This is a genomic window from Paraglaciecola marina, from assembly GCF_004360155.1.
Classification (GTDB): domain Bacteria; phylum Pseudomonadota; class Gammaproteobacteria; order Enterobacterales; family Alteromonadaceae; genus Paraglaciecola; species Paraglaciecola marina.
Window position 1 is genome coordinate 104,432 of record NZ_SAIS01000009.1, and the last position, 25,781, is coordinate 130,212.

Genomic DNA, 25,781 nt, shown 5'->3' on the forward strand with positions numbered 1-25,781 from the left:
AGCAAAACCATGCAATTATTAAATATGAAAGAAACCGTTGCCTTTATGGCATTAAAAAAACCAGCGGCGGCATTGTCAATTTTGTTGCTTATTGGTTCACTAGTGTCACTAGCAGTTAATCAACTTAACTGGGGTCTAGACTTTACCGGTGGAACGCAAATTGAAGTGGGTTATGAGAATACCGCAAACTTAGAAGAAATCCGTAAAGTATTAGAACAGTCTGATTTTAAAGATGCGGTGGTTCAAAACTTTGGCAGTAGTACTGATGTATTGATTCGTCTAGCTTCACGTGACGGGGTTAAACCGGCTGAGTTAGGTGATGCAGCCCTTAAAGTATTGAAAGAAGCTGATGATACGGCTGAAATGCGTGGTAGTTCTTATGTTAGTTCAAGTGTAGGTGAAGAGTTAACAGAGCAGGGAGGTTTAGCTATGTTAGTGGCTTTAGTTTGCATACTTATCTATGTTGCGATGCGATTTGAATGGCGTTTTGCGCTGGGGTCAGTGGCAGCCTTGACTCATGATGTTATTATTACTCTGGGTTTATTCTCTGTGTTTCAATTAGAGTTTGATCTAACCGTATTAGCGGCTGTATTAGCGGTTATTGGCTATTCACTCAATGATACGATTGTAGTGTGCGATAGGATCCGTGAGAATTTTCGTAAGATCCGTAAGGGTGAATCAGAAGACATAATTAATACATCTCTTACTCAAACCTTGAATCGAACCATAATAACCTCGCTAACCACTATTTTAGTATTGCTAGCTTTATTCTTTTTAGGTGGTGCGACCATTCATGGTTTCGCAACAGCCTTGTTGTTTGGTGTGTTAATTGGTACCTATTCATCTATCTATGTTGCTAGTTTAGTTGCGTTAACACTAGGTATTAGTAAAGAAGACTTAATGCCTACTGAAGTAGAGAAAGAAGGCGCCGATCAAGACGCAGTGGTTTAATCCCTCATTAGAAAAATACAAAACTAAAAACCAGCACTGATTGCTGGTTTTTTTATTTCAGTAAGTGATAACACCCAGTTTATAACTGTATAAGTAGCGCTTATTCTCTGTTAATCAGGTATATTTTAATGCTGAAATTACCAATGTCTTAGTTAGGAAAAACATGATATCAACCGAAAAATACAAGTTTGGCTCAGCGATAGTTTTGAGTATTAGCTTGTTAATTTCAGCTTGTGGCGCTAAACATAAAAATGAAAATCAACAGGTTTCAAGTGAGCCTGAGGTGCAACACCATATCGTAAAAAGTCCTAATGATAATCGTGAATATACCTCTATTGTTTTAGATAACGACTTACAACTTTTATTGGTATCCGATCCAGATATTGAAAAGTCAGCGGTGGCTCTAAGTGTGGCTGTCGGTTCATTTCAAGAACCCAAAGAGTTCGGTGGTTTGGCTCACTACTTAGAACATATGTTGTTTATGGGTACCAAATCCTACCCAGAGGTGGGGGGGTATGGCGAATTTGTTACCTTAAATGGCGGAACCCAAAATGCCTATACAGAGCTCGATCATACTAATTTTATGGTAGCGGTAAATAATGAGGCCTACGACCAAGCCTTATCTAGATTTAGTGGATTTTTTTATGAGGCATTATTAAATGAAGAATACGCTGATAAAGAGCGCAATGCTGTGCACTCAGAATGGACTATGAAAAGTCCAAACGATTGGGTGATACTTGCACAGCTAGAAGGGAAAACACTAAACCCTGAGCACCCTATATCGCAGTTTAATTGGGGGAATTTAGAATCTCTTAAAGATAGCGGAAACCAAAAACTTCAAGATGCTCTATTAGACTTTTATAACCGTTATTATTCGGCAAACTTGATGAAAGCCGCCATGATTAGTAATTTGTCAATTGCTGAAATGAAGTTACTCGCAAAACGTCATTTTTCTAAAATTCCAAATAAACACACCCCTAAACCAACTATTAATGTACCGGTAGCAACTGCCGAGCAACTAAAAAAGATAGTTCATTATGTGCCACAAGCTGATATGAAACAGTTAAGTCTGCATTTTGTTATTGAAAATAACGCACATGAATTTGCAGTAAAACCTAACGGTTACGTAAACTATCTAATGGCGAATGAAATGCCAGGTACGTTAGCGTCAGAGTTACGTGATGCAGGATTTAGTGAAGCTGTATATTCAACTTACGAGGCCGGTGAATATGGTAGCTCAGGTAGCTTTATTTTGTACATCGATCTCACCGAAACAGGTGTTCAAAACAGAGACAAGGTAATGGGTGCAGTAGTGAGATATTTACGCTTACTGCGGGAACAAGGAGTCAACCCACTATATTTCAATGAAATTAAGCAATCGTTAAGTAACGACTTTCGTTTCAAAGAGAAAACTAATGACTACAACTATGCAATGCAGATATCAGCAAACCTACAGCACATACCAACTGAATATGTATTAAGTAGTGAGTATGAATATCAACGTTTCAATGCTGTGGCGATTCAAAATGTTTTAAACCAATTAACTTTAGATAATGCTCGTGTTTTTTATATAGATAAAGCGCAACCTGCAGACATTGAAATGAAGTATTTTGCAGGTAAGTATAGTGTGCAAGATATTACTGACGAAAATATTGATACATGGCGAAAATATGGGACACAATTCCACTTAAGTTTACCTAGGGCAAACACCTTAATGCCTGAAAACTTTGATCTTGCTGAAATAGCTTATATAGACAAACCTAAATTGTTAGTTAACGAAAAGGGTTATACGGTTCATTTAGGGCACTCGGCACTGTTTAAACAACCTAAAGGTCGGATATCATTCGAATTAAATAGCGGCTTTACTAAAATAAGTGCAAAAAATCATGTTTTAGCAAGCCTATTAAGCAGAGCATTAAGCCAACAGTTAATTGAGTTGCAGTCTGAAGCAGGGGCAGCAGGTATGGGGCTGAATACTAGCTTACATAATGGTTTGTCACTTACAGTGAGCGGCTTTACTGATAAACAAGGTGACCTAGTAACTCAATCATTGCAACAAATACTTTCCTTTGACATTAGTGCTGCAGATTTAGACAACATTAAAGCGAGTTTTATATCTGATATTGAAAGTAGTAAGAAGCAAATTCTACTCAACCAACTATTTCCTAAATTTAGCGAAATAGTGAATTTAGATGGGTATAGCGACAATGCATTATTGGCCGAGGTAAATGGCATTTCGCCAGCCGATCTAAAATGGTTTCGAGAGCAATTGCTGAAAAAAGCTAACTTGCGAGTCTTTGCTTATGGAAACTATACCGATAAGCAAGTTAAAGCATTGGCTGAATTAGTGTTAGCCGTGCTGCCAGATAAGCGGGATATTTCTGAGGTTTACCAAACTCCGGCTTTACATCCTTTACCAGGAAGTATTTATAGCTGGAAAGAGGACTTAGATATACCGGATGTAGGGTTAATTGATGCTTATTTAACGCCTTTGAACTCCGCTGATTTAGCTGCAGCACGTGTGTTGTCTCAGTTGATACGACCAGCATTATTTAAACAAATCAGAACAGAAGAGCAGTTAGCTTATGCTGTTAATTTTTTTGGCGAGACTTGGCGAGATCAAATGCTATTCGGTTTTTATATTCAATCACCTGCAAAAGGATTAGTTGAAGTACATGAACGTATTGAATTATTCCGTAAGGAGTTTGTATCTAAACTTGCCGCAGTGACACCAGAAACCTTTACCACCACAGTGCATGGCATTTTAGTAACCCTTAATCAACCCGCTAAAAATCTATCTCAGGAAATGGCAGAGTTTATCGAAGATTGGCGTGATCAAAAGTGGACATTTGATAGTAAGCAGAGATTAATCAAAGAGTTGGAAAAAGTGACATTAGACGATGTCATTGCAATTTATAAACGTTTGCAAGAAGGTGCCGAATTTGGGCGAGTGCTAGTACAAATGCGTGGACATAATTTTGCAGATAAAAACTTTATTGAATTGGAAGGCTCAGAAACAATAACGAATGTGGATGTCTTTCATCAAGCATTAAGCAATTAAACCTCTCTCAGTAATTTGTTTAATTACCTTAATAGTGATTAATATTCAGTCGCTTATTGAAGATATAAAGAAAAAGGCGAGTATAACTCGCCTTTCTGTTTTTTTATTTTAAGTGTTTTACTAAAGTTTGGACGATTTTAGGGCTACCTGCCACTATTTCACCTTTATGCATTGGGTCATTCCCCCCTGCAAAATCGGTTACTAAGCCACCTGATTCACGAACCAATAACTCTCCAGCAGCGATATCCCAAGGTTTAATGCCACGCTCCCAGTACCCGTCGTAACGACCTGCAGCAACATAGGCTAAGTCTAGCGCGGCAGAGCCTGAACGACGAATGTCACCCGCTTGCATAAATATCTTACTAAAGCTCTGTTGGTACTCTGGTAGTGTGTCTTTTGCTTTGAATGGGAAGGCAGTGGCTAGAATTGTTTGACTTAACTCTTTAGCTTTACTTGCTCTAATACGAAAACCGTTTAACTGTGCACCCGCACCTTTGCTGGCAGTAAACAGTTCACCACGAAGGGGATCAAAAACTACCGCTTGATCAAGTCTACCTTTATGCATAAGAGCAATAGATACAGCAAAATGAGGGATACCTTTAATAAAATTGGTAGTGCCATCTAATGGATCAATAATCCATTTAAAGTCGTTGTCACCTTCAACTACCCCCCCTTCTTCACCCACAAAGCTGTGCTCAGGGTAAGATTGCTTAATTTTATGAATAATTGCTTGTTCGGCTTCTTTATCAATACGAGTAACATAATCGTTATCGCCTTTTGCTTCTGTCATCAAATCAGTTTGATTTTCAAACCCTTTAACAATAATGTTGCCTGCCGTCCGCGCAGCACGGATCGCTATATTCAGCATAGGATGCATAGTTAACCACCAATTTTAAAAGAACAGTAAGTAGACAGCTGCTGTATAAAAAAATATAAACAGTTGCACAAAAAATCGCCGCGCAGTTTACCAGAGTGATAAGCCTTTTACTAGCAACATTGACAACTGATATAAGGGTTTAATAAGCGTAATAATCTAAAAATAGTGTGTTGAAGTAGAGTATAAACCTAAGTTAAATATAGCTTTTTTAATAATTTATTGGGCTGGTAATAAACCTAAAGTCTAATAGTAAGTTTCGGGTTATCGATTAATATTTAACTAGGTTTTGTTAGGATATAAAAAGTTTTAGGGTTATGGTTGAAGTTAGGGAGATTTTTAATCCGAGTGACTATATGAATAGAATAAAATTTGTTGTAAGTAACTGCTTGATTACAATGTTAATTCTAAGTTCATTTAATGCCTCGGCAAATACTGTTGAAGAACTCGAGAAACGTATACAGCAACTTGAAAACCTGGTTGAAAAGCTATTATCTGAGGCTTCGGTAGGAACTGAGCTTGATGTAAAGAATGAATCTGATGATGAGGATATTAATCGTTCAATCAGTGATTTGACATTGGAGCTAGAGGAGCAGCATTATTTGATAGAGGAGTTAAGTAAAAAAGACGAATACCGAATGAAAGTCGCAGGCTATGCTGATGTTGAGTATAAAGGGTCCGATACTCCAGGGGTCAGCGAAGAGTTTAGAATGCATCATTTGTCTCTTTTTTTTACTAGAAAATTTGATAATAAATTCAAATTTTTCTCTGAGATAGAATACGAAGATGCGCCCAAATTTGATGGTGTAAATGATGGTTCTGGAGACTTGGATGAGGCTTCAGGAACTATTTTCGTTGAAGCAGTAAATTTTGACTGGAATTATAGTCAAGCGTTAAATGTGAGGGTTGGTCGTTTTTTCTCTCCTGCGGGAATTTGGTCAGAAGATCATTATCCACCTTTTGTTGCCACCCAAGAACGCCCTATGCACATATTCCGTATTTTTCCGCAGTTTGTGGATGGAGTGTCTGGCTATGGGCGCCAATTTTTAACCGACTCAATTAGTGTTGATTATAATATATTTCTAGGAAATGGAGAGTCTTCTATTTCGGGTAAAAAAGACCTTAACAGTAATAAGGCGACAGGTTTTAGAGGGCGAATACAACTACCTATATGGGATGAATTTAACCTTGGTTTTACCTTATATAATGACAACGAAGATAGCGCTAATGGCAATGCCGATAAGTTTGCATATGGATACCACTTAGAAGCTCGCTATCATAATATTTCTGTTCAAGGTGAATATGCCCTTGCTAACCTCGAGTTCTCCGATGAAGTTCTTGATTATGATAGAGAGGGGTACTACGCTCAGTTTAAGTACCACTTGAACGATTGGGATCTCGGCTATCGCTATGATTACTATGATGAAAACAACCTTGGTAAAAACTCAGTTAAAAGAAATTCGATTTTTGTAAACTTCCATCTTAATGAAGCAATTACGCTTAAAGGTGAATATCACAGAAACCAATATCGAAATTCTTCAGTTGATGACGTCGGTTTTTATACCTTTTCAATCTCCACGTATTTGGGGAACTAGACTATGAGAAAGCTTAAATCACTCACATTTATTATGTTTTTATGCTTTTTTTCTGAAAACGCTTTTTCAGAGACTGTATATGTAGTAGTTAACGAAAAAAATACCGACATAATAAGTCCTGAAATGGTTAAATTGATCTACTTAGATAAAAACTCTGTTTGGTCTGACGGTACTGAAATTTTAGTGTTCGAGTTGCCTGTAAAATCTGAAGCTAGAGAAAAATTTTGCCAAGAAGTATTGAATATGTCACCTATATCGAGTCAAAGATATTGGTCTAATCGTTTTGTGAACAATACCATTCAAAATGAAGTGAAAATTAAGCCTCATCGTTTAGTAACAAGGTTTGTGAGTGCTAAAGAATCTGCGATTGGATACATTCCGGAGTCAGAAATTGATAATATGCAAGGTGTTAGAATCGTAATGACAATAAATTAAATATTATGTCCTTGGGATTATTTAAAAAGTCTATAGCCACTAAATTAATTTTATATGTTGGAAGTGCCATAACCATAGTGTTGTTACTTCAGGCATACATAAATATTAATAGATTTGAACAGTTAGTTACTCCACTAATTGTCCGTGATTTGGACAACGCTTTAGCTCGTAGCCAAATGGTGTTTGAGAGTTTATCAGAACAAATTATTGAAGATGCTCAAGTTATTACTTCTCATAATGCACTTAGTAATTACATAGATTACGAGCTACTCGATGACACCAAGGGAATGAATGAGGAGCTAGTGACCTTAGAACAATTTTTAATTTCTTTAAATGCATCTAAAAGCCATTACCTCAATATTGAAATCTTTACTAAGCGTCGCTCAATTATAAGAATTAACAATGGTGAGGTAGCTGAGTCTACCTATAGTGTTACCCCAAGGTTTATTTTCATTGATAAAGCAAAATTTGACTCCTACTACACAACAAGCATAAATCACAACGTCCTTTATACTCTCAAATATAAATTTTCGATGTCTGGCACTTTTGCAGAAGAGGGAGTGGTAGGGGCTATTTATATTGTGCGAGATGCAAGCTCAGTTTTGCAAGAGTTAGTAGAAGAATTGCAAGGCTTAAATATGCAACTTACAGTCATGGCGGGTAATGTGTTAATTGCAGGAGATCCAATAGATAGAGATTGGTTAAGTAGAGAACTTCATGATCCAGATTCGAATTTGACCATATCAGTAGGTATTAGCGAAGAAAACGCGTTTTTGTTCGTTCATGAAATGCATCGAAGTATTATCGTTTTAGCTATCTCTCTTATTTTAGTATTAGGAATATCTCAATTTTTTACTATTACACAGGTCATAGCTAAACCCCTTAAGAGCCTAATTGACTTTATGAATAAGCAAGCACTTGGCAAGGTACCAGCTTCGATTAGATATCAAACTGAGCGTACTGATGAGATTGGACTTTTTGCTCAAGGTCTAAATAATATGCTTGAACAAATACATACTAGGCAAACGGCTTTGTCAGTAAGTGAAGAAAGGTTAGCTTTAGCTTTGTGGGGCAGCGGAGAGGGGATGTGGGAGTTTTCAGTTAGCGACTCAACAATACTTTTAGTGGAAGAGAGCTGTGAAATTTTATCTATAGAAATGAGTCCAATTAAGCTTTCCCTAGCTGAATTTATTTCTAAAATTCATGAAGATGATCGAGCCAATGTAAACGCCTATTTTAAGGATTTTAAGATGGAGGCCTCTGACTTATTTGAAATCGAGTTTAGAGTCTTTGTAAGTGACAATCTAAAATGGTTAAAAATGAAAGGTAGAGTCACCAAGCAAGGTGACGAGTTAAGCAATGACAATTTGATTGTTGGTACTTTAATGGATATCAGCGACCAAAGAGAAGCAGAAAAAGAAATTAGGCTTTATGCTAAAGCATTTGACAGCAGTGCAAGTGCAATCGTGATATTAGACAAAACATTAGTGGTGCTTGCTGTTAATGAAGCTTTTAAAGAAACAACCGGTTCTAATCTGAGTGATGTGGTAGGGCGTATTCCAGATTTTATTATTAATCATTCACATTCTTCTTTTGATATAAAAGAGTTTACCCATGAAATACAAAACAATGGGAAATGGCAAAATGAATTAATTGGAATGAAGAAAAATGGAGAGCGCTTTATTAAAGATATAAGCATTAACGCTATCCTGGATACCAATGGTGCTCCCACTCACTATGTATGCGCATTTAACGATATTACCCATAAGAAGAAATCCGAAAAAGATCTCTGGACTATGGCTAACCACGACATTTTAACTGGGCTACCTAATCGCGGTTATTTCCGAAAAAGTCTAGACTCTGCAATTGTTAAAGCTAAAAATGAAGGTGAATCTTTAGCTTTGTTTTTTATCGATTTGGATAGATTTAAACAAGTGAATGACACCTTAGGGCATGAATCAGGTGATCAATTATTGAGGAAAGTCGGCGCAACACTTGTGAAGTTAGCACGAAAGACAGATTACGCGGCTCGCCTTGGAGGCGATGAATTCGCTATTATTATTGAAAACGTAGCAAATAAAGTAAACGTTGAAAGAATTGCAATGGATTTAGTTAAGCAATTTGACAAAGGGTTAATAGTAAATGACAAAGACTCAGGAGTAGGGGTAAGTATAGGTATTAGCCTTTACCCTGAAAATGCCAAAACTGCTGATGAATTAGTGCACTACGCAGATACTGCCATGTATTTCTCAAAGACGACTGGAAGTAATTTGTTTCATTTCTTTGAACCAAGTATGAGCGACCATGTTAATCGACGGAATTTAGTTGAAAAAGAGTTAAGAGAAGCCTTAAAAGAAGACAAGTTGTCTCTTTATTTTCAACCTCAAATTAGTATCACAACAGGTGTAGTCGTGTCTTTTGAAGCACTTTCACGGTGGTTTCATCCAACATTGGGAACTATATCTCCTGATGAATTTATTCCTATAGCTGAAGATGCAGGTCTAATTGTTGATTTAGGTAAACAAGTATTGAAAAAAGCCTGTCAACAAGTAAAACAGTGGCATGAGCACGGCTTTAGCACCATTAAAATTGCCATTAACGTCTCCATAAAACAATTTATGTTATCCGATGTTACCTATGATCTATCTAACATTCTCAATCAAGTAAATCTCGATGCTCGTTATATTGAACTAGAGCTCACTGAGAGTCTTTTTGTTGATGAAGCTGAAACTGTGATCAATACTTTGAAGAAGTTAAAACAATTAGGTGTTAGTTTATCTATTGATGATTTTGGTACTGGCTATTCTTCTTTGAGTTATTTGAATAAATTTCCTCTAGACGTTCTAAAGATTGATAAAAGTTTCGTAAATCAATTGAGTTCAGACAAAACAGGTATGGCTATAACCCAGTCCATAGTGGCTATCGCACATGCATTAGATCTAGAAATAGTCGCTGAAGGCGTAGAGACTGAAGAACAATTGTCTATATTGGATAAAATGGGCTGTCATTATGTCCAAGGCTACCTATATGGACCTCCCATTTCTTCTGAAGAGTCATTTGATTTTCTAGAACATAGTAACCTCTTTGAGCACCCTTAAATCTCCCCAGTGATTGATAAAGCTTTGCCTATTAATAGTAAAATCTTAACTTTAGGTGTTTGACTATTTAAGGTCATTTTTGACAATTATTTTTATTCATTGAACTTGGCTTTTCAGTTAGCTTATTTTAATTTTTCTCATGCTTTGAGCTAAGGGCTGCTTATGCTATTATCCGCGCCCAGAAAATTGCCAGCTCAGGAAGTGTGTCTCCGTCATGTTAGAAAATATTCGCGTTGTTCTAGTAAATACTTCTCATACCGGTAACATAGGCTCTGCGGCTAGAGCTATGAAAACTATGGGGTTAAGTCAGTTAGTTTTGGTTGACCCAGTATCTCCACCAGACGGGAAGTCAAGTGCATTAGCTGCTGGAGCTGGTGATGTGTTAGCGAACGCGAAAACAGTCGCGACTTTGGCTGAAGCTGTGGCTGATTGTGGTTTAGTGGTAGGAACTAGTGCCCGTTCTCGGACTTTATCTTGGCCCATGTTAGAACCAAGAGGTTGTGGTGAAAAGCTTATAGCCGAGGTTCCTAAATACCCAGTTGCTCTAGTATTCGGGCGTGAAAATAACGGGTTAAGTAACGAAGAGTTACAACTTTGTCACTTTCATGTTTGTATCCCTGCAAACCCAGATTACAGCTCGTTGAACTTAGCTGCCGCCGTGCAAACTTTATGCTATGAAGTACGAATGGCTTATTTAAACTTAACCAGAAACCAGCACCCAGAAAATCATCCTGAGAATAATGATTACCCTTTATCTGAAGAGTTAGAAGGTTTTTATAGTCATTTGGAACAAACCCTTATTAAAACGAATTTCATCATTGCTAAACATCCCGGTATGGTGATGACCAAATTACGCAGGATGTTTAATCGTGCCCGTCCCGAGTCACAAGAACTCAACATTTTACGAGGCATATTAGCGTCAATTGGTAAAACCACTTCAAATAAAGAATAACTATGTTTAACAGAATGAAAGAAGACGTGCAGAGCGTATTTCATCGTGACCCTGCTGCTCGCACAACCTTTGAAGTGTTGACTAATTACCCAGGATTACATGCTATTTGGCTGCATCGTTTGGGCCATAGACTTTGGAAAGCAAATTGGAAGTGGCTAGCGCGTTCTATATCCACGTTTTCTCGTTGGTTGACTGGGATTGAAATTCACCCTGGTGCCACTTTAGGTCGCCGCTTTTTTATTGATCATGGTATGGGTGTGGTTATTGGAGAGACTGCAGAGATTGGTAATGATGTAACTCTGTATCACGGGGTTACTTTAGGGGGCACTAGCTGGAATGCCGGAAAACGCCATCCTACTTTAGAAGATAACGTAGTTGTAGGCGCGGGTGCAAAAGTATTAGGCCCAATTACTATGCACAAGGGAGCAAAGGTTGGTTCTAATTCGGTAGTAGTGCGTGACGTACCAGAAAACGCCACTGTAATTGGCATACCAGGAAGAGTGGTGGTGTCTCAGAAAAAGCCCACTCCACCTAATCAAGGTGAAAGAGAGAAAATCGCCCAAAAGTATGGGTTTGATGCGTATGCTGTCGCCACTGATAACCCAGACCCTGTTGCTCAAGCAATAGGAGTGATGGTTGACCATGTTCATCTTATTGACACAAAAGTAGAAGAAATGTGTAAAGCCATTAATAAAATGGGTGGAGATGTGTGCGGGAAATCATTACCAAGCCTAGAGTTAGATAATTTTTCTGGCGACGAAATGGCAAAAGATATTAAAAAAGCATGTGACGCTTTTGACCCGCAAATTTAACTTAGTGATTTGAACCTTAATACTTGAGTAAAACACTAGGTTAAATACTTGACTAAAATAGTAGGGTATGTGAAGATCTGACACATCTTAGATATTAGGTTTATAAGTATGAAATTGACTTCAAAAGGCCGTTACGCGGTAACCGCGATGTTGGATGTATCATTGCATTCTCAACGTGGTCCTGTGTCTTTAGCAGAAATCTCAGAGCGCCAAGAAATTTCATTGTCATACCTAGAACAGCTTTTTTCTCGTCTTCGTAGAGAAGAACTAGTTGAAAGTGTACGTGGCCCTGGCGGTGGGTATAAGTTAGGTCGTAATGCTAGCGATATATCTATTGGTGAAGTGATCAATGCGGTAAATGAATCCGTAGATGCTACTAAGTGCCAAGGTCAGGGAGGATGCCAAGGCGGTGAACGTTGTTTAACTCACAATTTGTGGGAAGGATTAAGCGACCGCATTAGTGTGTTTTTAAACGGCATTACCCTAGGCGAATTAATGGAGCAGCATGAAGTGAAACAAGTTGCGCAGCGCCAAGACAAAAATAAACATCTTAATAATATAGCGTCAAACGACATTACTATCAGTTTGCAGCTTTAAGCGGAGTAAAAAATGAGCGAATTAAAGCTTCCAATCTACTTGGATTATTCTTCAACTACACCGGTAGACCCTCGTGTTGCCGCTAAAATGGCTGAGTGTTTGACTACAGAAGGTGTGTTTGGTAACCCAGCTTCTCGTTCTCATAAATTTGGTTGGGTAGCAGAAGAAGCGGTAGATATTGGCCGTAATCAAATCGCAGATTTAGTGAATGCAGACCCTAGAGAGATTGTGTTTACCTCGGGTGCCACCGAGTCAAATAACCTTGGTATCAAAGGCGCTGCTAATTTTTATGGTAAAAAAGGCAAGCATCTCATTACTGTAAAAACTGAGCACAAAGCTGTTTTAGATACCATGCGTCAGTTAGAGCGCGAAGGTTTCGAAGTGACCTATTTAGACCCAGAGCCAAACGGTTTACTTGATTTAGACAAGCTAGTTGCTGCTATTCGCCCAGATACAATTTTAGTCAGTGTGATGCATGTCAATAATGAAATTGGTGTGATTCAAGATATCACTGCAATTGGTGAGTTATGCCGCGAGCGTAAAGTTTTGTTTCATGTTGATGCCGCACAAAGCACGGGTAAAGTGCCAATCGATTTACAAACAATGAAAGTTGATTTGATGTCCTTCTCTGCCCACAAAACTTATGGTCCAAAAGGCATTGGTGCTTTGTATGTGCGTCGTAAGCCGCGTATACGCTTAGAAGCGCAAATGCACGGCGGTGGTCATGAGCGTGGTATGCGTTCAGGTACTATGGCAACTCACCAGATTGTTGGAATGGGAGAAGCATTTAGAATCGCTAAAGAAGAAATGGGCGCTGAAAACGAGCGTTTATTAATGTTACGTAACAAGTTATGGAGCGGTATTAAAGATATGGAAGCCGTTTACTTGAACGGTGATATGGACAGCCGCATAGCAGGTAATCTTAACGTGAGCTTTGCTTACGTTGAAGGAGAGTCATTAATTATGGCCCTTAAAGATATGGCTGTATCATCTGGCTCTGCATGTACATCAGCAAGCCTTGAGCCATCATATGTGTTACGTGCGCTTGGGTTAAACGATGAGTTAGCACATAGCTCTATTCGTTTTACAATGGGACGTTTTACTACTGAAGCAGAAATTGACTATGTTATTGGTGTTATCCGTAATGCTATCGATAAGCTACGTGAAATGTCTCCTTTGTGGGATATGTACAAAGAAGGTATTGATTTAGATTCTGTTGAGTGGGCTCACCACTAAGTTAACGCATTTTAAAATTAATGTGTTGTTGGGCTTAAGCGCGGCAACACATAACCAAAGGTAAAAGAAAATGGCTTACAGCGAAAAAGTAATTGATCACTACGAAAACCCTCGTAACGTTGGTGGGTTTGATAAGAACGATCCAAAAATTGCTACTGGTATGGTAGGTGCACCAGCTTGCGGTGACGTAATGAAGTTACAATTAAAAATTGATGATAACGGTATTATTGAAGACGCAAAATTCAAAACCTATGGTTGTGGTTCTGCTATCGCATCAAGCTCTTTGGTAACTGAGTGGGTTAAAGGTAAGTCTATCGACGAAGCAGTAGAAATTAAAAATACTGATATCGCTGAGGAATTAGCATTACCACCAGTGAAAATTCATTGCTCAATTTTAGCTGAAGACGCGATTAAAGCAGCAGTTGAAGATTATAAAAGTCGCCAAAACTAAGATAAAAATTTTTAAGTAATAGGAGTAGCCAGTGGCAATTACCGTATCCGATAGCGCAGCACAACGTGCTAAAACATTTCTCGAAAATAGAGGGAAAGGTTTAGGGTTGCGTCTTGGTGTTAAGACAACTGGCTGTTCTGGTTTAGCTTATGTTCTTGAATTTGTTGACGATTTAAATTCAGATGATCAACTCTTTGAAGACAATGGTGTAAAAATTATCGTCGACGGCAAAAGCCTAGTGTACTTAGACGGTACCCATTTAGATTTCGCTAAAGATGGTTTGAACGAGGGCTTTGAGTTTACTAATCCTAACGCTAACGGCGAGTGTGGTTGTGGCGAAAGCTTTAACGTTTAGCCCTTAGTCTTGTTATTTTTCTGCAATTCAAAAACAGTAAGCCTAATAAAATCAGATGAACTACTTCGAGCTTTTTAATATTTCCGTTTCTTTTGATGTAGATTTGTCTGCATTATCTCAAACCTATCAGCAACTCCAGCGTCTTACTCATCCGGATAAGTTTGCTAGTGGTAGCGAGCAAGACAAACTCGTTGCTATTCAAAAAAATGCACAAGTTAACGATGCGTATAGCACTTTAAAATCACCTTTACCAAGAGCTGAGCACATACTCTCATTAAGAGGTATTGATTTGCAGCATGAGCAGCAAACCATTAAAGATACCGCTTTTTTGATGCAGCAAATGGAATGGCGAGAAGCGTTAGCTGAGTTAGACGATAATAGCGATCCTTTGGACGTATTAGCGTCACTTGAAGATGAAATTAAACATAACGTAAAAAGCGATTTAAGCAAACTACAAAGTTTGTTAGCAAGTGAGCAAGAAGCAGCAGCACTACAGGCAGCTGATGTTATCCGTAAGCTAAAATTTTTATATAAAATGTTAGCCGAAATAGAGCTCAAAGAAGAAGCCTTAAACGACTTCTAAATTCATTTATTTAAATCAAAAGAATCGAATCATGGCATTACTGCAAATAGCTGAACCCGGTCAAAGCGCCGCTCCTCATCAACGTAAATTAGCGGTTGGAATTGATTTAGGCACAACTAATTCATTAGTGGCTTCTGTTAGAAGTGGCGAAGCATTAACTCTGCCCGATGAACAGGGTAATCATTTATTGCCGTCTGTTGTGAGATATTTACAACAAGGCGTTACTGTTGGCCTAGATGCTAAACAACAGGCAAGTATTGACCCGTCTAACACAATAGTATCGGTTAAACGCTTTTTAGGTCGTTCAGTAGCAGATATAAAAAAAGCGTATCCACATTTACCTTACCAATTTACCGAAGCTCAATCTCCGGCAATCACAGTTGCATCAGGCAATGTAAACCCTGTTCAAGTTTCCTCAGAAATTTTGTCAGTATTAAAACTGCGTGCTGAAAAAACCTTAGGTGACGAACTTCAAGGTGCCGTGGTAACCGTTCCTGCTTATTTTGATGATGCACAACGTCAAGGCACCAAAGATGCCGCAACATTAGCTGGGTTAAAAGTTTTAAGGTTATTGAACGAACCTACAGCCGCTGCCATTGCTTATGGTCTAGATTCTGGCCAAGAGGGGGTGATTGCCGTTTATGACTTGGGCGGTGGTACCTTTGATATTTCTATCTTACGACTCAGTAAAGGTGTGTTTGAAGTACTTGCTACTGGTGGTGATTCAGCGTTAGGTGGTGATGATTTTGATGCTGTGTTAGTTGAGTTTATTCGTGAGCAAGCAGGTTTAACAGGCGATTTATCAAAAGAACTGCACAGAACCTTATTAGATAAAGCCAAACAGGCTAAAGAATCGCTAAGCCAAGAATCTATTGTGACCGTAGAATTTACCGATGATGCTGGTAAATCCCATGGGATACAGATAACTATTGAGCAATTCGAAAGCCTAATAGCACCTTTAATTAAAACTACATTAAGAGCTTGTCGCCGTGCATTAAAAGATGCTGAGCTTGAAAAGGAGCAAGTACTTGAAGTGGTTATGGTGGGAGGATCTACTCGGGTGCCAGCAGTTTGCCAAAAAGTAGGGGAGTTCTTTGAACGTACTCCGTTAACCTCTATTAACCCAGATAAAGTAGTAGCTGTGGGCGCTGCCATACAAGCTGATATTTTGGTGGGAAATAAGCCCGATAGTGACATGTTACTTTTAGATGTGTTGCCTTTATCTTTGGGTATAGAAACCATGGGCGGGTTGACCGAGAAAGTTATTCCTCGTAATACCACTATTCCAGTGGCAAAAGCCCAAGAGTTTACCACTTTTAAAGATGGTCAAACTGCAATGATGATCCATGTGGTACAAGGTGAGCGTGAGTTAGTAAGTGATTGCCGTTCATTAGCAAAGTTTGCCTTACAGGGTATACCGCCAATGGCTGCAGGTGCTGCTCACATCCGCGTCACCTTTCAAGTTGATGCCGATGGATTGTTAAACGTAACTGCCATGGAAAAATCTAGTGGTGTAAAAGCTGATATTCAAGTTAAGCCTTCTTATGGCTTAGATGATAGTGAAATCGCTACTATGCTTAAGGCATCAATGGAGCATGCCCAAGATGACATGCAAGCCAGAATGCTAAAAGAACAGCAAGTAGAAGCCGCTAGGGTTTATGAAACCTTAACTGCTGCATTACATGCCGACGGAGCCACATTGCTAAATAAGGAAGAAAGACAAATCATTGAACAAGGTTTAGTTGAATTGCAAACCTTGGCTCAAGGTACAGATAAAGAAGCGATTAAGACTGGTATTGAAAATGTAGATAAGTTGAGTCAAGTTTTTGCAGAGCGCAGAATGGATCAATCAATTAAAAATGCCTTTTCGGGGCAATCAGTTGATCAAATTTAAATTAATTTACGGAATGTTAGGAAACCTGTTATGCCACAAGTAATCTTTTTACCACACGAAGAGTTGTGCCCAGATGGAGCAGTATTAGAGGGCGAAAAAGGTACCTCTGTGCTTGATTTAGCCTTAAAGAATGGCATTGGAATTGAACATGCTTGCGAAAAGGTATGCGCTTGTACCACTTGTCACGTGGTGATCCGTGAAGGCTTTGATTCTTTAGAAGAAGGTGACGAGTTAGAAGAAGACATGCTTGATAAAGCCTGGGGGCTAGAGCCAGAGTCTCGTTTAGGCTGCCAAGCAATTATTAAAGACGAAGATCTAGTAGTAGAAATCCCTAAATACACAGTGAATCAGGTGAGTGAAGGTCACTAAGGCTTTTAATTATCTAAAAATTTGTATTAAATAGAACCAGCAGTTTGCTGGTTTTTTTATGAGCAGGGTCAAATTAAACTGTTTTTATATACAGTTGTTGTGCTAGGCTTGTTTCATTGATTGCAGAGGAGATAAAAGTTATGGCCGTTATTACACGTTATGTAGTAGAACACAAAGGGGTGGAAAAGTTTGTGAGTGCAGATAAAAAAGCAGCTGATCAATACGACAAAATGTTAGACGTTGCCGATAACTTAAGTGAGTACATTGAAGGTAAAGGTTTTACCTTGGATGGACCAGTACTTGAAGAGTTGTCTATTATGCTGTCTAAAAATAAAGACTCGCTTACTAAATTATTAAAAGGTACTACAGCAGAAAGTTTGTTAGCTGAAGAGAAAGCTGAAGTAGTAAAGATTGAGAAAAAGAAAGCTTAAGTAGCTTTTTTTTGAGTACGGTGACTATGCATATCATTGGTTTATAATGTGTATGGTAAATATGCCTTTTCTTTCCTTCTAAACAAATGATTTTTCTTTTAATTATTAAGCTTATCCTTACTTACTCCCACTAATAAAAAGGTGTTCGTTTTTTATTCGACTATACTTTTATACCTCAATGTAGTATTTCAAAATTGGGGAATAAAATTAAATGGAGAGCTAAAAACATGAAGTTACACCTATCAAAATTACTATGCATTGTTTGCCTTTTTTCAGCACCTACTTTTGCTAAAGACAGGTTAGAAGTTTACAAAGATTACGATATAGGCACAGAAATAACGTTAATGACTACAGTGAAAGTAGATCCCAATATGGAGGAGGTATATCTGGCAGGTTTAGCCCAAAGTTGGGTAAAAGCTGTAAAGCTACAAAAAAAGCTAGGGTTTATTAAGGACTGGAAAATTCTTGGAAGTGATTTTCCGTTAAGTGGTGATTTTAATTTAATTCTAATTGTAACGTTTGAAAACTCAGCTGATATGGAGCCATCTAAGAAGAAATACATGGCTTTTATGGATGCGTGGGGTAAAGAGAATAATGAACAATCTCAGGAATTATCAGCTAAATACCCAGAGGTAAGGACTTTGACTGGGGAATACGTTTTAAGAGAAGTTATAATCGACTAAAATATTCTAGTTTAAATGCCAACGTAGCGTTGGCATTTCTGATCAAGCTATCACAAAACCAAAACCAAATTTACTGAGACTTTTACTTTCTTGAATTGACCGTTTTAGAGTCATTTTGAGTACTCTATAGCTTTCTCAAATTTTGATGTGCAGGCGTAGCTCGATATGAAGTTTTCAATTTGCGAATATGCGCTTAATTTTCCTTTATAATAGCTGCTTTTACGAATCTAGTAACTTTGTTACAGTGTTCATAACAATCGTATACAGTCAATTTAATATTATCAGTCTACCCGCTTTCTAATTTAAATAGGTTAACTATTCAGTGCAAAACCTCAATGGTACAACAGCTCATAGCCAATACTTTTATTCAAAATTAAGACTCTCAAGTTTATTAGTAATTTCAATATTACTTATTGCATCATGTGGAGGTGGTGGAGACAGTCAAAAAGGTGGCCCAGAAATTAGTTACACAGTCAGTAACCAAAGGGTATTTGAAGAAGGCTTTTTTGTTATAGATGCTTGGGAAACGCCAACGGCTGGTGTGACTATGAGCCAAATATCAGGTCCGACAGCGACAAAGTTGAGCAATGTAAATGTTTTTGCTACGCGTTGGCAAGCGCCTTCACTTGAATTAGATATCACCGAAATAATGGAATTTGAATTGAAGGCTATAGATGATGACGGAAACGTCTCTACCGAAGTAGTATCTGTAGAAGTGATAGGCTTTAGTGGGGTAGGGCGAGTAATAGGTCAATACTCACCAAGTTTACAACTATATGAAGCTAATAGTTTTAATCAATTGTATGGCGTTAGGAATACACTAGAACCACAGTTTATCGATGAACAAGAAATCGTTCTATTTGGTAAAGACAATTATAGTTTTACGGATTATAGGCTTTCAGACACATTAACCGTTGCAGGAACATACCGTAATATCAGTCAGTTAGTTACAAATGCCTTGTCTTTTAACCTTCTTGGCTCACGTGATTTTAATAAAGAGTTGTTAGTGTTGGATGAAGTGAACAATACTGTTAATTGGCTTACGTCTAATAGTTCAATATCAGATAATGCAAGCTTATTGGAGGCTGATAGTTTTTCAATTGAAGCCCCTTGTTCATTTTTAGGGCGGGTTGATACCGGACAAAACTTTGTTTGGGTTGGCCAGCGTGATAGAGGGTTATCAGTTGTAAGGCTAGAGCCTATTATAGTAGATGACGTCACAACATTTGAAACTGAAGTTATCGACGAAATAGGCAGTGGTCGTAGCTTATGTCATCTCATGACTACAGTGTTTCCTGAAGATATTTATATACGTGACTATTACGATGACTCTGCATTCTCCAATTTAATTGCCGTTGATTACAACTCTAACTCTCTTGTTCTGTATGGTGATACCAACGAAGACCGACATTATGAAGAGCTCAGTGTTATTCCAATACAAGGAGCTACCGATGGGAGCATGAAAATAGTAGATGTGTTTTCCTCTGGTACTGCGAGCGAGTCGCCACATTATTTGGCAATTTTAATGAGTGATGGTGAAGTTGATGGAAAACACAGCCTTACAGTTATTGGCCAATTTGATAACAATGAATTTGAACAGCAAGTATTTAGTTGGACTTCAGGTGTACCACAATCATTAGTGCATGGATCTTTTATTGGCATTAGGCCTGGTGACCAAACTAGAAAAGATTTTGCCGTTGTGACTAAATCCCCTGGTCAAGTATTAGTCTTTGAAAATATTATACCTGACGGGGCGAGTATCGGAGAAACTCCAGTATATTCCGAGCCTGTTTCTTTCGATATTGAAGATGGAGCAGGCTCAGCTGTTACTGCTTATGAGGACTTTATTTTGAAAACCATTGAGCAGGGAGATGTGATTTACATTTCTTATCCTGATACAGGTGTTGTTAGGTCTTACACTCCATCGTTTGAAGAATTAAATTCTTTTAATTAACTTTACTTGTTCGCTCCTAACAGACTAAATCATAGTTTAAATTTTTTCTAGACTAATGGCTGGTTTGTTCTGGCATATACCGTGCCCGCTTTTTAGGCTTTAGAGTATTTAGATCTGCTAGTACTAATCCATCTATGCAATGGTTAAAGTCAGGGTCGATGTTAAAGTCAATGAAGTGAACCCCTCCATCTTGATAGGTTTCGGTATATTGTTTATACAATGTTGGAACGGCCATCCCCATATTAGCAAGCGTGTGTTTAAGTAGGGTGAAATCCGTTTTGTAGTCGTCGCCACTAAAATTATGTTGATAGCCATGGGGAAGCAAGTAGGGGGTTTTAGCATGGGCTATGTTTGATTTACTCCCAAAATATAAACTGTAAAACTGTACCAGTAAGTCTTTGGCCGCTTTAGGGTAGTGGTCACTTACACTTACCGCTCCAAATAAATAGCGGTACTCTGGATGATGCTGAATAAATGCGCCTAGTCCAAACCATAAGTAGTCTAAGCTGCGTTTACCCCAGTATTTAGGCTGAACAAAGCTTCTGCCAAGTTCCAATCCTTGTTCGAAGTATGTATCCATTTCTGGGCCATAATCGAACAGACTAGCAGAATACAAACCCTCAACACCTTGTTTTTCAATGATGCTTTTTGCTGGCCCAAAGCGGTAGGCTCCGGCAATTTCTAAATCTTCTTGATCCCATAATATTAAATGGTAATAGTGGGTGTCGTAGGGGTCAATATCGCGGCGTTTATCTGTTCCTTCGCCTACTGCTCTGAAGGATACTTCTCGCAACCTGCCAATCTCTCGCATTATGGGAGAGCTTCCTTTGTGCTGGTAGAGAAACATAACTTTACCATCTTTAGTCACGCCTAATCGTTGGCAATTTTGTTTGAGACTAAGATACAACTCCGCTCTGTTTTCTGCTGGCGCTATGGATTTTTGAGTCTTAAATATAGCTTTTTTACCGTGGCCTATTTTGTATAAGTGTTTTTTAAACAAAGATACATGTTGAGCGCGAGTGATCTTATTGTTGTCATATGACTCAAAAGGTATCAACTCACCAATTCTCATTGGCAGATGATGACGCTTATGTTTGAACATTTCTTTGACTAACAACATAGTTGCTAAGGGCTTGTAAATCATAGACAAACCGTAAAATAGATGGGAGTTTTTGGCATCGATAAATACAGGCAAAATGGGGGATTTTGCTTGTTTGGCAATGCGTAAAAAGCCGCTTCTCCAACGCGTATCGCGAATTCCTTGGGGGCGCAATCGAGAGACCTCTCCTGCGGGAAATACAATCACAACGCCTTCGGTTTGTAGGTGTGCTTGAATGTTTTCAATATGTTCTTTAGCCGTTCCGCCACTCATATTATTTACTGGCAATAACATAGGGTGTAGTGGCTCAAGTGCCATTAACATTTGGTTGGCTACAACTTTTATATCTTGTCTTATTTCACTTACCAGCTTGATTAGTGCTAAAGCGTCTAATGAGCCTATCGGATGATTGGCAATAATGACAAGTTTCCCCTGATATGGAATATGCTCTTTTTCAACGTCTCTGGTTGAGTAGCTTATATTGAAGTATTCCAGTACTTGCTCTACAAAGTCTAACCCTTGGTAGTGAGGGTAGGTTTGACCAAACTCTTGGATTTCACGTTCATGGAGTAAGCGCCTTAGTATAAATCGTAAGGTTTTAGATAATAAGGGTTTATTGGCTACCTGAGGGTAATGCTTTTCAAGGACATCAGATACAGAAAACATAGAACACTAGTCAAATTCATTATTAGCTTTGCTAAAGGGTATTACCTGAATATGACAATTTAGTGCCAAAACGATGGCTGTTTTGTGACAAGTAAAAATGACTACGCCCAGTTAATGTTAATGGGCGTAGTGCAGGTGAGTCTTAATCCAAAGCTTCTCGAAGTCGCTTTTTGAGTTCAACTTGTTCGTCATGAGTTAATGGTTGGCCATGCTCGTTAGTAATAATGAATAAATCCTCAGCCCTCTCACCAATAGTAGTGATTTTAGCTTGATGCAACTTATACTTTAAGGCAATAAATTGCTCCGTAATGGTGGCTAAAAGACCTGGTGCATCTAAAGCTTCAAGCTCAACAATTGAAGTATTTGTTTTGCTGGTGTAAAAACGAACTTTAGTGGGCACGTCTAACTGCTTCATTTGGCGTGACATTTTTCTTTTATTAGTATGTTGCACCCCAGGTTTGTTGAGCTGTTCTTCTACGGCTTCTTTTAAGCTCTTAAGTCTTGATGGGGAGGTTATTCTGTCTCCATTGTGTTCTTGAATAATAAAACTATCGAATATATACCCATCATGAGTACGCATAATTTGTGCGTCTCGTATTGAGCAGTTTCTACTGTCTAAAACTGAAGCGATTTGCGCAAACATTCTAGCGCGATCTTTACCGTAAACGATAAGTTCTGCACCGGCTTTAGATGTCCCTTCACTGGTGCCTACCAATAAAAAATCATCTGTCATAGGATGTGACGCTAGAATAACATTTGCATGCCAAGCGATTTGCTCTGGTTTGAATCGAGCGAAATAGTCGTCGCTTAGTCTCTGCCAAAATTGAGAAATCTGGGTGTTATTCATTCCGTTAGCCAATAAAGACTCTCGGGCTATGGTTTGATGTTCGTTTATTCTATCTTGCAGAGCGACCTTACACTCTAGACCATTATCTAAAGCTTTTTGAGTGAGCAAATAAAGCTCTCTTAGTAAAGATGCTTTCCAGTCATTCCATAGGTTGTCATTGGTGGCTCTAATATCAGCTAGGGTTAACACATATAAATGATTTAAGTTATTGTGAGTACGCACTGCTTGTGCGAATTCATTAATGACTTCAGGATCGTATATGTCTCTTCTTTGGGCAATCACAGACATGAGTAGATGGCTTTCTACTAACCAGCGAATTAGCTCGGTATCTTTGTCCTTTAAGCCATGGTAATCACAGAACTTTTTAACATCTACTGCCCCTAATTTTGAATGGTCACCGTTACGGCCTTTACCTATGTCGTGAAAAATAGCTGCGATAAAAAGCAAATCAGGTTTACTGAGACTTTTCATTATATTGCCACAGCGCGGAAAATCCTTGTTCCCAGGTAAGCTGTAATGATGAATATTCTTAACTAGTCTGTGGGTATGCTCATCTACAGTATAAGCGTGAAAGAGATCAAACTGCATCATTCCCACTATGTGGTCCCACTCTGGAATATAAGCTTGTAAAATACCGTGCTTATGCATGATATCCCATCCAAGACCAAAGAAATTTGGATGCCTTACCAATGCTAAAAATAGTGTTCGGCAAGACTCTATTTCCACATAGTATTGGTTACTGAAGGTCCGCCTTGCTTGTCTTAGTTGCTGTAAGCAGCTTGAGTGAAGCCCTTTGACTTCTGGAGTGCTGGCAACAAGAAGCAAAAACTTGAGAATATCCTCTGGTGATGCAAATACATTTTCATGCTTTGGAGCAATTAAGCCATCGAGTAGTTCATAGTCTTGATTAACGTCAACACCTTGCTTAACTTTCAGTGCTAATACATCTTGTCCAAACCTTTGCAGCAACATATCGTTTAGTTCTCTGATACGTCTGACAGTCCTAAAAAATGACTTCATCATGCGTTCAACAGAGGCTTTACCATCATTTCCGAACCCTAAGCGAGTAGCTACGTCAGTTTGGTAGTCAAATAGTAAGCGGTTTTCACTGCGTCCAGCGACTAGGTGCAGGGCGAAACGTATGCGCCATAGGGTTTCACGACATTCTATTAATTCAGAGAACTCTTCAGGAGTAAAATAGCCATGTCTGACCAACTCTTTGCCATCAATAGCATTAAAGTGTTTTTTAGCCACCCAACCTATCGATTGAATATCCCTTAAGCAGCCCGGGCTTTCTTTGACATTGGGTTCTAAATTATAAGATGTGTCTTTGAATTTTGCGTGGCGCAACTTTTGTTCTTGATATTTTGCCAAGAAAAAGTCTTTGCTACTCCAGTAACCTCTACTTTGAAGTTTTTGTTGCAGCGCTATAAAGTTATCTTCGCTACCCGTTAATAAACGGGCTTCAACTAAGTTCGTTGCAATGGTGACATCTTGCTTAGCTTGTTGGATGGTTTCTTTTATAGTACGAACTGATTGACCTATATCTAGGCCTATATCCCATAGAAATGTGATAAATGTGCCGATTTGCTCTTGTTGCTCTTTTGATAACGCTTTTTTACTGAGTATCAGTAGGTCGATATCAGAATAAGGTTGTAATTGTCCGCGGCCATAGCCACCTACAGCCAATAAACTTATGTGTTTTTGTGTAGATAACCCCATTAGCTGCCAAATTTGACCTAATAGAGCATCAATAAAGGTGGCTCTTCCTAAAATTAAGTCGTCGATATTTGCCGTACTAAGGTCAGTATTAGTAAGCCAATCATAACTCTTAGTTATTAATCCTTTGCAGGCTGCAAAATTATCAATGTTATTGATTGATTTAACTTCGTTTAATAAATTTTGTAGCGACAATGTCTACCCCTTGCAAAGGACTATTTTCAAATGGTTAATGTACGAGACACAAACTAATGGTTAATGATGCGATCTATGTTTTCATCATCACGAAGTGTTAGTATTTCCACGCCATTTTCTGTGACGAGTAAAGTATGCTCCCATTGGGCACTTAAACTTCGGTCTTTGGTTACCACTGTCCACTGATCAGGAAGGATTTTAGAATAGCGTTTACCGGCATTTACCATAGGTTCGATAGTAAAACACATACCGGCTTCTAAGGTTTCTCCAGTATTAGGCTTACCATAATGCACCACTTGTGGATCTTCATGGAAATTAGCTCCAATACCATGGCCACAATATTCACGAACGATCGAATAATTATGGCTTTCAGCATGCTGTTGAATAGCATGGCCGATATCGCCTAATCGAGCGCCTGGCTTTACCATTTTAATGCCTATATATAGTGCCTCCTGAGTCACTCTAATTAAACGCTCTGTTAGTATTGAGGGTTTACCTACTACAAACATCTTGGACGTATCACCATGGTAGCCGTCCTTAATCACTGTCACATCTATATTTACAGAATCACCATCTTTAAGTTTTTTATCAGCAGGAATACCATGACAAATAACGTGGTTAACTGAAGTACAAATAGATTTAGGAAAGGGGGGGTGACCATAATTTAATGGAGCGGGAATACATTTTTGCTCATTGACTATATAATCATGGCAAATTTGATTTAACTCGTTGGTAGTAACGCCTTTTTTAACGTACGGCCCAATCATTTGCAGTACGTCAGCAGCAAGTCGGCCTGCTACACGCATCTTTTCAATTTCTTCAGCGGTTTTTATGGTACCTGACAAAACGATGATCCTAATTTATAAAATATTTGGTAGTGATTGCATATTGTAACTTTTTGGAGAGGTTCTCGCTAGGGTCTAA

Annotated in this window: 21 protein-coding genes; 17 read left to right on the forward strand and 4 right to left on the reverse strand. The window is 38.6% G+C overall.

Annotated elements, in window-relative coordinates:
* Window positions 1–9 precede the first annotated feature (9 nt).
* Entirely contained in the window at window positions 10–951 is a 942-nt protein-coding gene (secF, locus tag EOK74_RS13660) for a protein translocase subunit SecF (RefSeq protein WP_133470581.1), read from the forward strand.
* Between the two features lie 163 nt (window positions 952–1,114).
* Entirely contained in the window at window positions 1,115–4,012 is a 2,898-nt protein-coding gene (locus tag EOK74_RS13665) for an insulinase family protein (protein WP_133470582.1), read from the forward strand.
* 103 nt (window positions 4,013–4,115) lie between these two features.
* On the opposite strand, the gene suhB is transcribed toward EOK74_RS13665, so the two are convergent.
* Window positions 4,116–4,889: an inositol-1-monophosphatase gene (gene suhB / locus EOK74_RS13670; protein WP_133470583.1), complete on the reverse strand. Its 774-nt coding sequence runs from the start codon at window positions 4,887–4,889 to the stop codon at window positions 4,116–4,118.
* Window positions 4,890–5,242: 353 nt separating this feature from the next.
* Here suhB and EOK74_RS13675 point away from each other — a divergent pair, with 353 nt between their 5' ends.
* The 15 genes from EOK74_RS13675 (at window position 5,243) to EOK74_RS13745 (ending at window position 20,331) form a co-directional block, all read left to right on the forward strand.
* Window positions 5,243–6,481, forward strand: a complete 1,239-nt coding sequence (locus tag EOK74_RS13675; RefSeq protein WP_166638772.1) for a porin — start codon at window positions 5,243–5,245, stop codon at window positions 6,479–6,481.
* A gap of 3 nt (window positions 6,482–6,484) precedes the next feature.
* On the forward strand, window positions 6,485–6,916 hold the full coding sequence (locus EOK74_RS13680; RefSeq protein ID WP_133470585.1) for a hypothetical protein: 432 nt from the start codon (window positions 6,485–6,487) through the stop codon (window positions 6,914–6,916).
* A gap of 5 nt (window positions 6,917–6,921) precedes the next feature.
* Window positions 6,922–10,014, forward strand: coding sequence for an EAL domain-containing protein (locus tag EOK74_RS13685; protein WP_133470586.1), 3,093 nt, complete (start codon window positions 6,922–6,924; stop codon window positions 10,012–10,014).
* Between the two features lie 214 nt (window positions 10,015–10,228).
* Window positions 10,229–10,966, forward strand: coding sequence for a tRNA (cytosine(32)/uridine(32)-2'-O)-methyltransferase TrmJ (gene trmJ / locus EOK74_RS13690; protein WP_133470587.1), 738 nt, complete (start codon window positions 10,229–10,231; stop codon window positions 10,964–10,966).
* A 2-nt stretch (window positions 10,967–10,968) separates the two neighbouring features.
* Window positions 10,969–11,778 (forward strand): serine O-acetyltransferase, encoded by an 810-nt coding sequence (cysE, locus tag EOK74_RS13695; protein ID WP_133470588.1) that lies wholly within the window; start codon window positions 10,969–10,971, stop codon window positions 11,776–11,778.
* A gap of 108 nt (window positions 11,779–11,886) precedes the next feature.
* Complete coding sequence (gene iscR / locus EOK74_RS13700) at window positions 11,887–12,375, forward strand: Fe-S cluster assembly transcriptional regulator IscR (RefSeq protein WP_133470590.1); 489 nt, start codon at window positions 11,887–11,889, stop codon at window positions 12,373–12,375.
* 12 nt (window positions 12,376–12,387) lie between these two features.
* A complete protein-coding gene (locus EOK74_RS13705) occupies window positions 12,388–13,611 on the forward strand; it encodes an IscS subfamily cysteine desulfurase (protein WP_133470592.1) in 1,224 nt (407 codons plus the stop codon).
* A gap of 70 nt (window positions 13,612–13,681) precedes the next feature.
* A complete protein-coding gene (iscU, locus tag EOK74_RS13710) occupies window positions 13,682–14,062 on the forward strand; it encodes a Fe-S cluster assembly scaffold IscU (RefSeq protein ID WP_133470593.1) in 381 nt (126 codons plus the stop codon).
* Window positions 14,063–14,093: 31 nt separating this feature from the next.
* Window positions 14,094–14,417 (forward strand): iron-sulfur cluster assembly protein IscA, encoded by a 324-nt coding sequence (iscA, locus tag EOK74_RS13715; protein ID WP_133470594.1) that lies wholly within the window; start codon window positions 14,094–14,096, stop codon window positions 14,415–14,417.
* Between the two features lie 55 nt (window positions 14,418–14,472).
* Window positions 14,473–15,000 carry a co-chaperone HscB gene (gene hscB, locus EOK74_RS13720; protein WP_133470595.1) on the forward strand — a complete coding sequence of 176 codons (528 nt, stop codon included), beginning with the start codon at window positions 14,473–14,475 and terminating at the stop codon, window positions 14,998–15,000.
* Window positions 15,001–15,031: 31 nt separating this feature from the next.
* Window positions 15,032–16,894, forward strand: coding sequence for a Fe-S protein assembly chaperone HscA (hscA, locus tag EOK74_RS13725; protein ID WP_133470596.1), 1,863 nt, complete (start codon window positions 15,032–15,034; stop codon window positions 16,892–16,894).
* A gap of 30 nt (window positions 16,895–16,924) precedes the next feature.
* Window positions 16,925–17,263: an ISC system 2Fe-2S type ferredoxin gene (gene fdx, locus EOK74_RS13730; protein WP_133470597.1), complete on the forward strand. Its 339-nt coding sequence runs from the start codon at window positions 16,925–16,927 to the stop codon at window positions 17,261–17,263.
* A 140-nt stretch (window positions 17,264–17,403) separates the two neighbouring features.
* Window positions 17,404–17,694 (forward strand): YebG family protein, encoded by a 291-nt coding sequence (locus tag EOK74_RS13735; RefSeq protein ID WP_133470598.1) that lies wholly within the window; start codon window positions 17,404–17,406, stop codon window positions 17,692–17,694.
* 227 nt (window positions 17,695–17,921) lie between these two features.
* Entirely contained in the window at window positions 17,922–18,377 is a 456-nt protein-coding gene (locus EOK74_RS13740; RefSeq protein WP_133470600.1) for a hypothetical protein, read from the forward strand.
* Window positions 18,378–18,699: 322 nt separating this feature from the next.
* Window positions 18,700–20,331 carry a hypothetical protein gene (locus EOK74_RS13745; RefSeq protein ID WP_133470601.1) on the forward strand — a complete coding sequence of 544 codons (1,632 nt, stop codon included), beginning with the start codon at window positions 18,700–18,702 and terminating at the stop codon, window positions 20,329–20,331.
* Window positions 20,332–20,383: 52 nt separating this feature from the next.
* Here the strand turns inward: EOK74_RS13745 and olsF are convergent, their stop codons facing one another.
* The 3 genes from olsF to map form a co-directional block, all read right to left on the reverse strand.
* Window positions 20,384–22,096, reverse strand: a complete 1,713-nt coding sequence (gene olsF / locus EOK74_RS13750) for a bifunctional ornithine lipid synthase OlsF (protein WP_133470602.1) — start codon at window positions 22,094–22,096, stop codon at window positions 20,384–20,386.
* 142 nt (window positions 22,097–22,238) lie between these two features.
* Complete coding sequence (gene glnD / locus EOK74_RS13755; RefSeq protein ID WP_133470603.1) at window positions 22,239–24,857, reverse strand: [protein-PII] uridylyltransferase; 2,619 nt, start codon at window positions 24,855–24,857, stop codon at window positions 22,239–22,241.
* A 53-nt stretch (window positions 24,858–24,910) separates the two neighbouring features.
* Window positions 24,911–25,702 carry a type I methionyl aminopeptidase gene (gene map / locus EOK74_RS13760; RefSeq protein WP_133470604.1) on the reverse strand — a complete coding sequence of 264 codons (792 nt, stop codon included), beginning with the start codon at window positions 25,700–25,702 and terminating at the stop codon, window positions 24,911–24,913.
* Window positions 25,703–25,781: the final 79 nt, after the last annotated feature.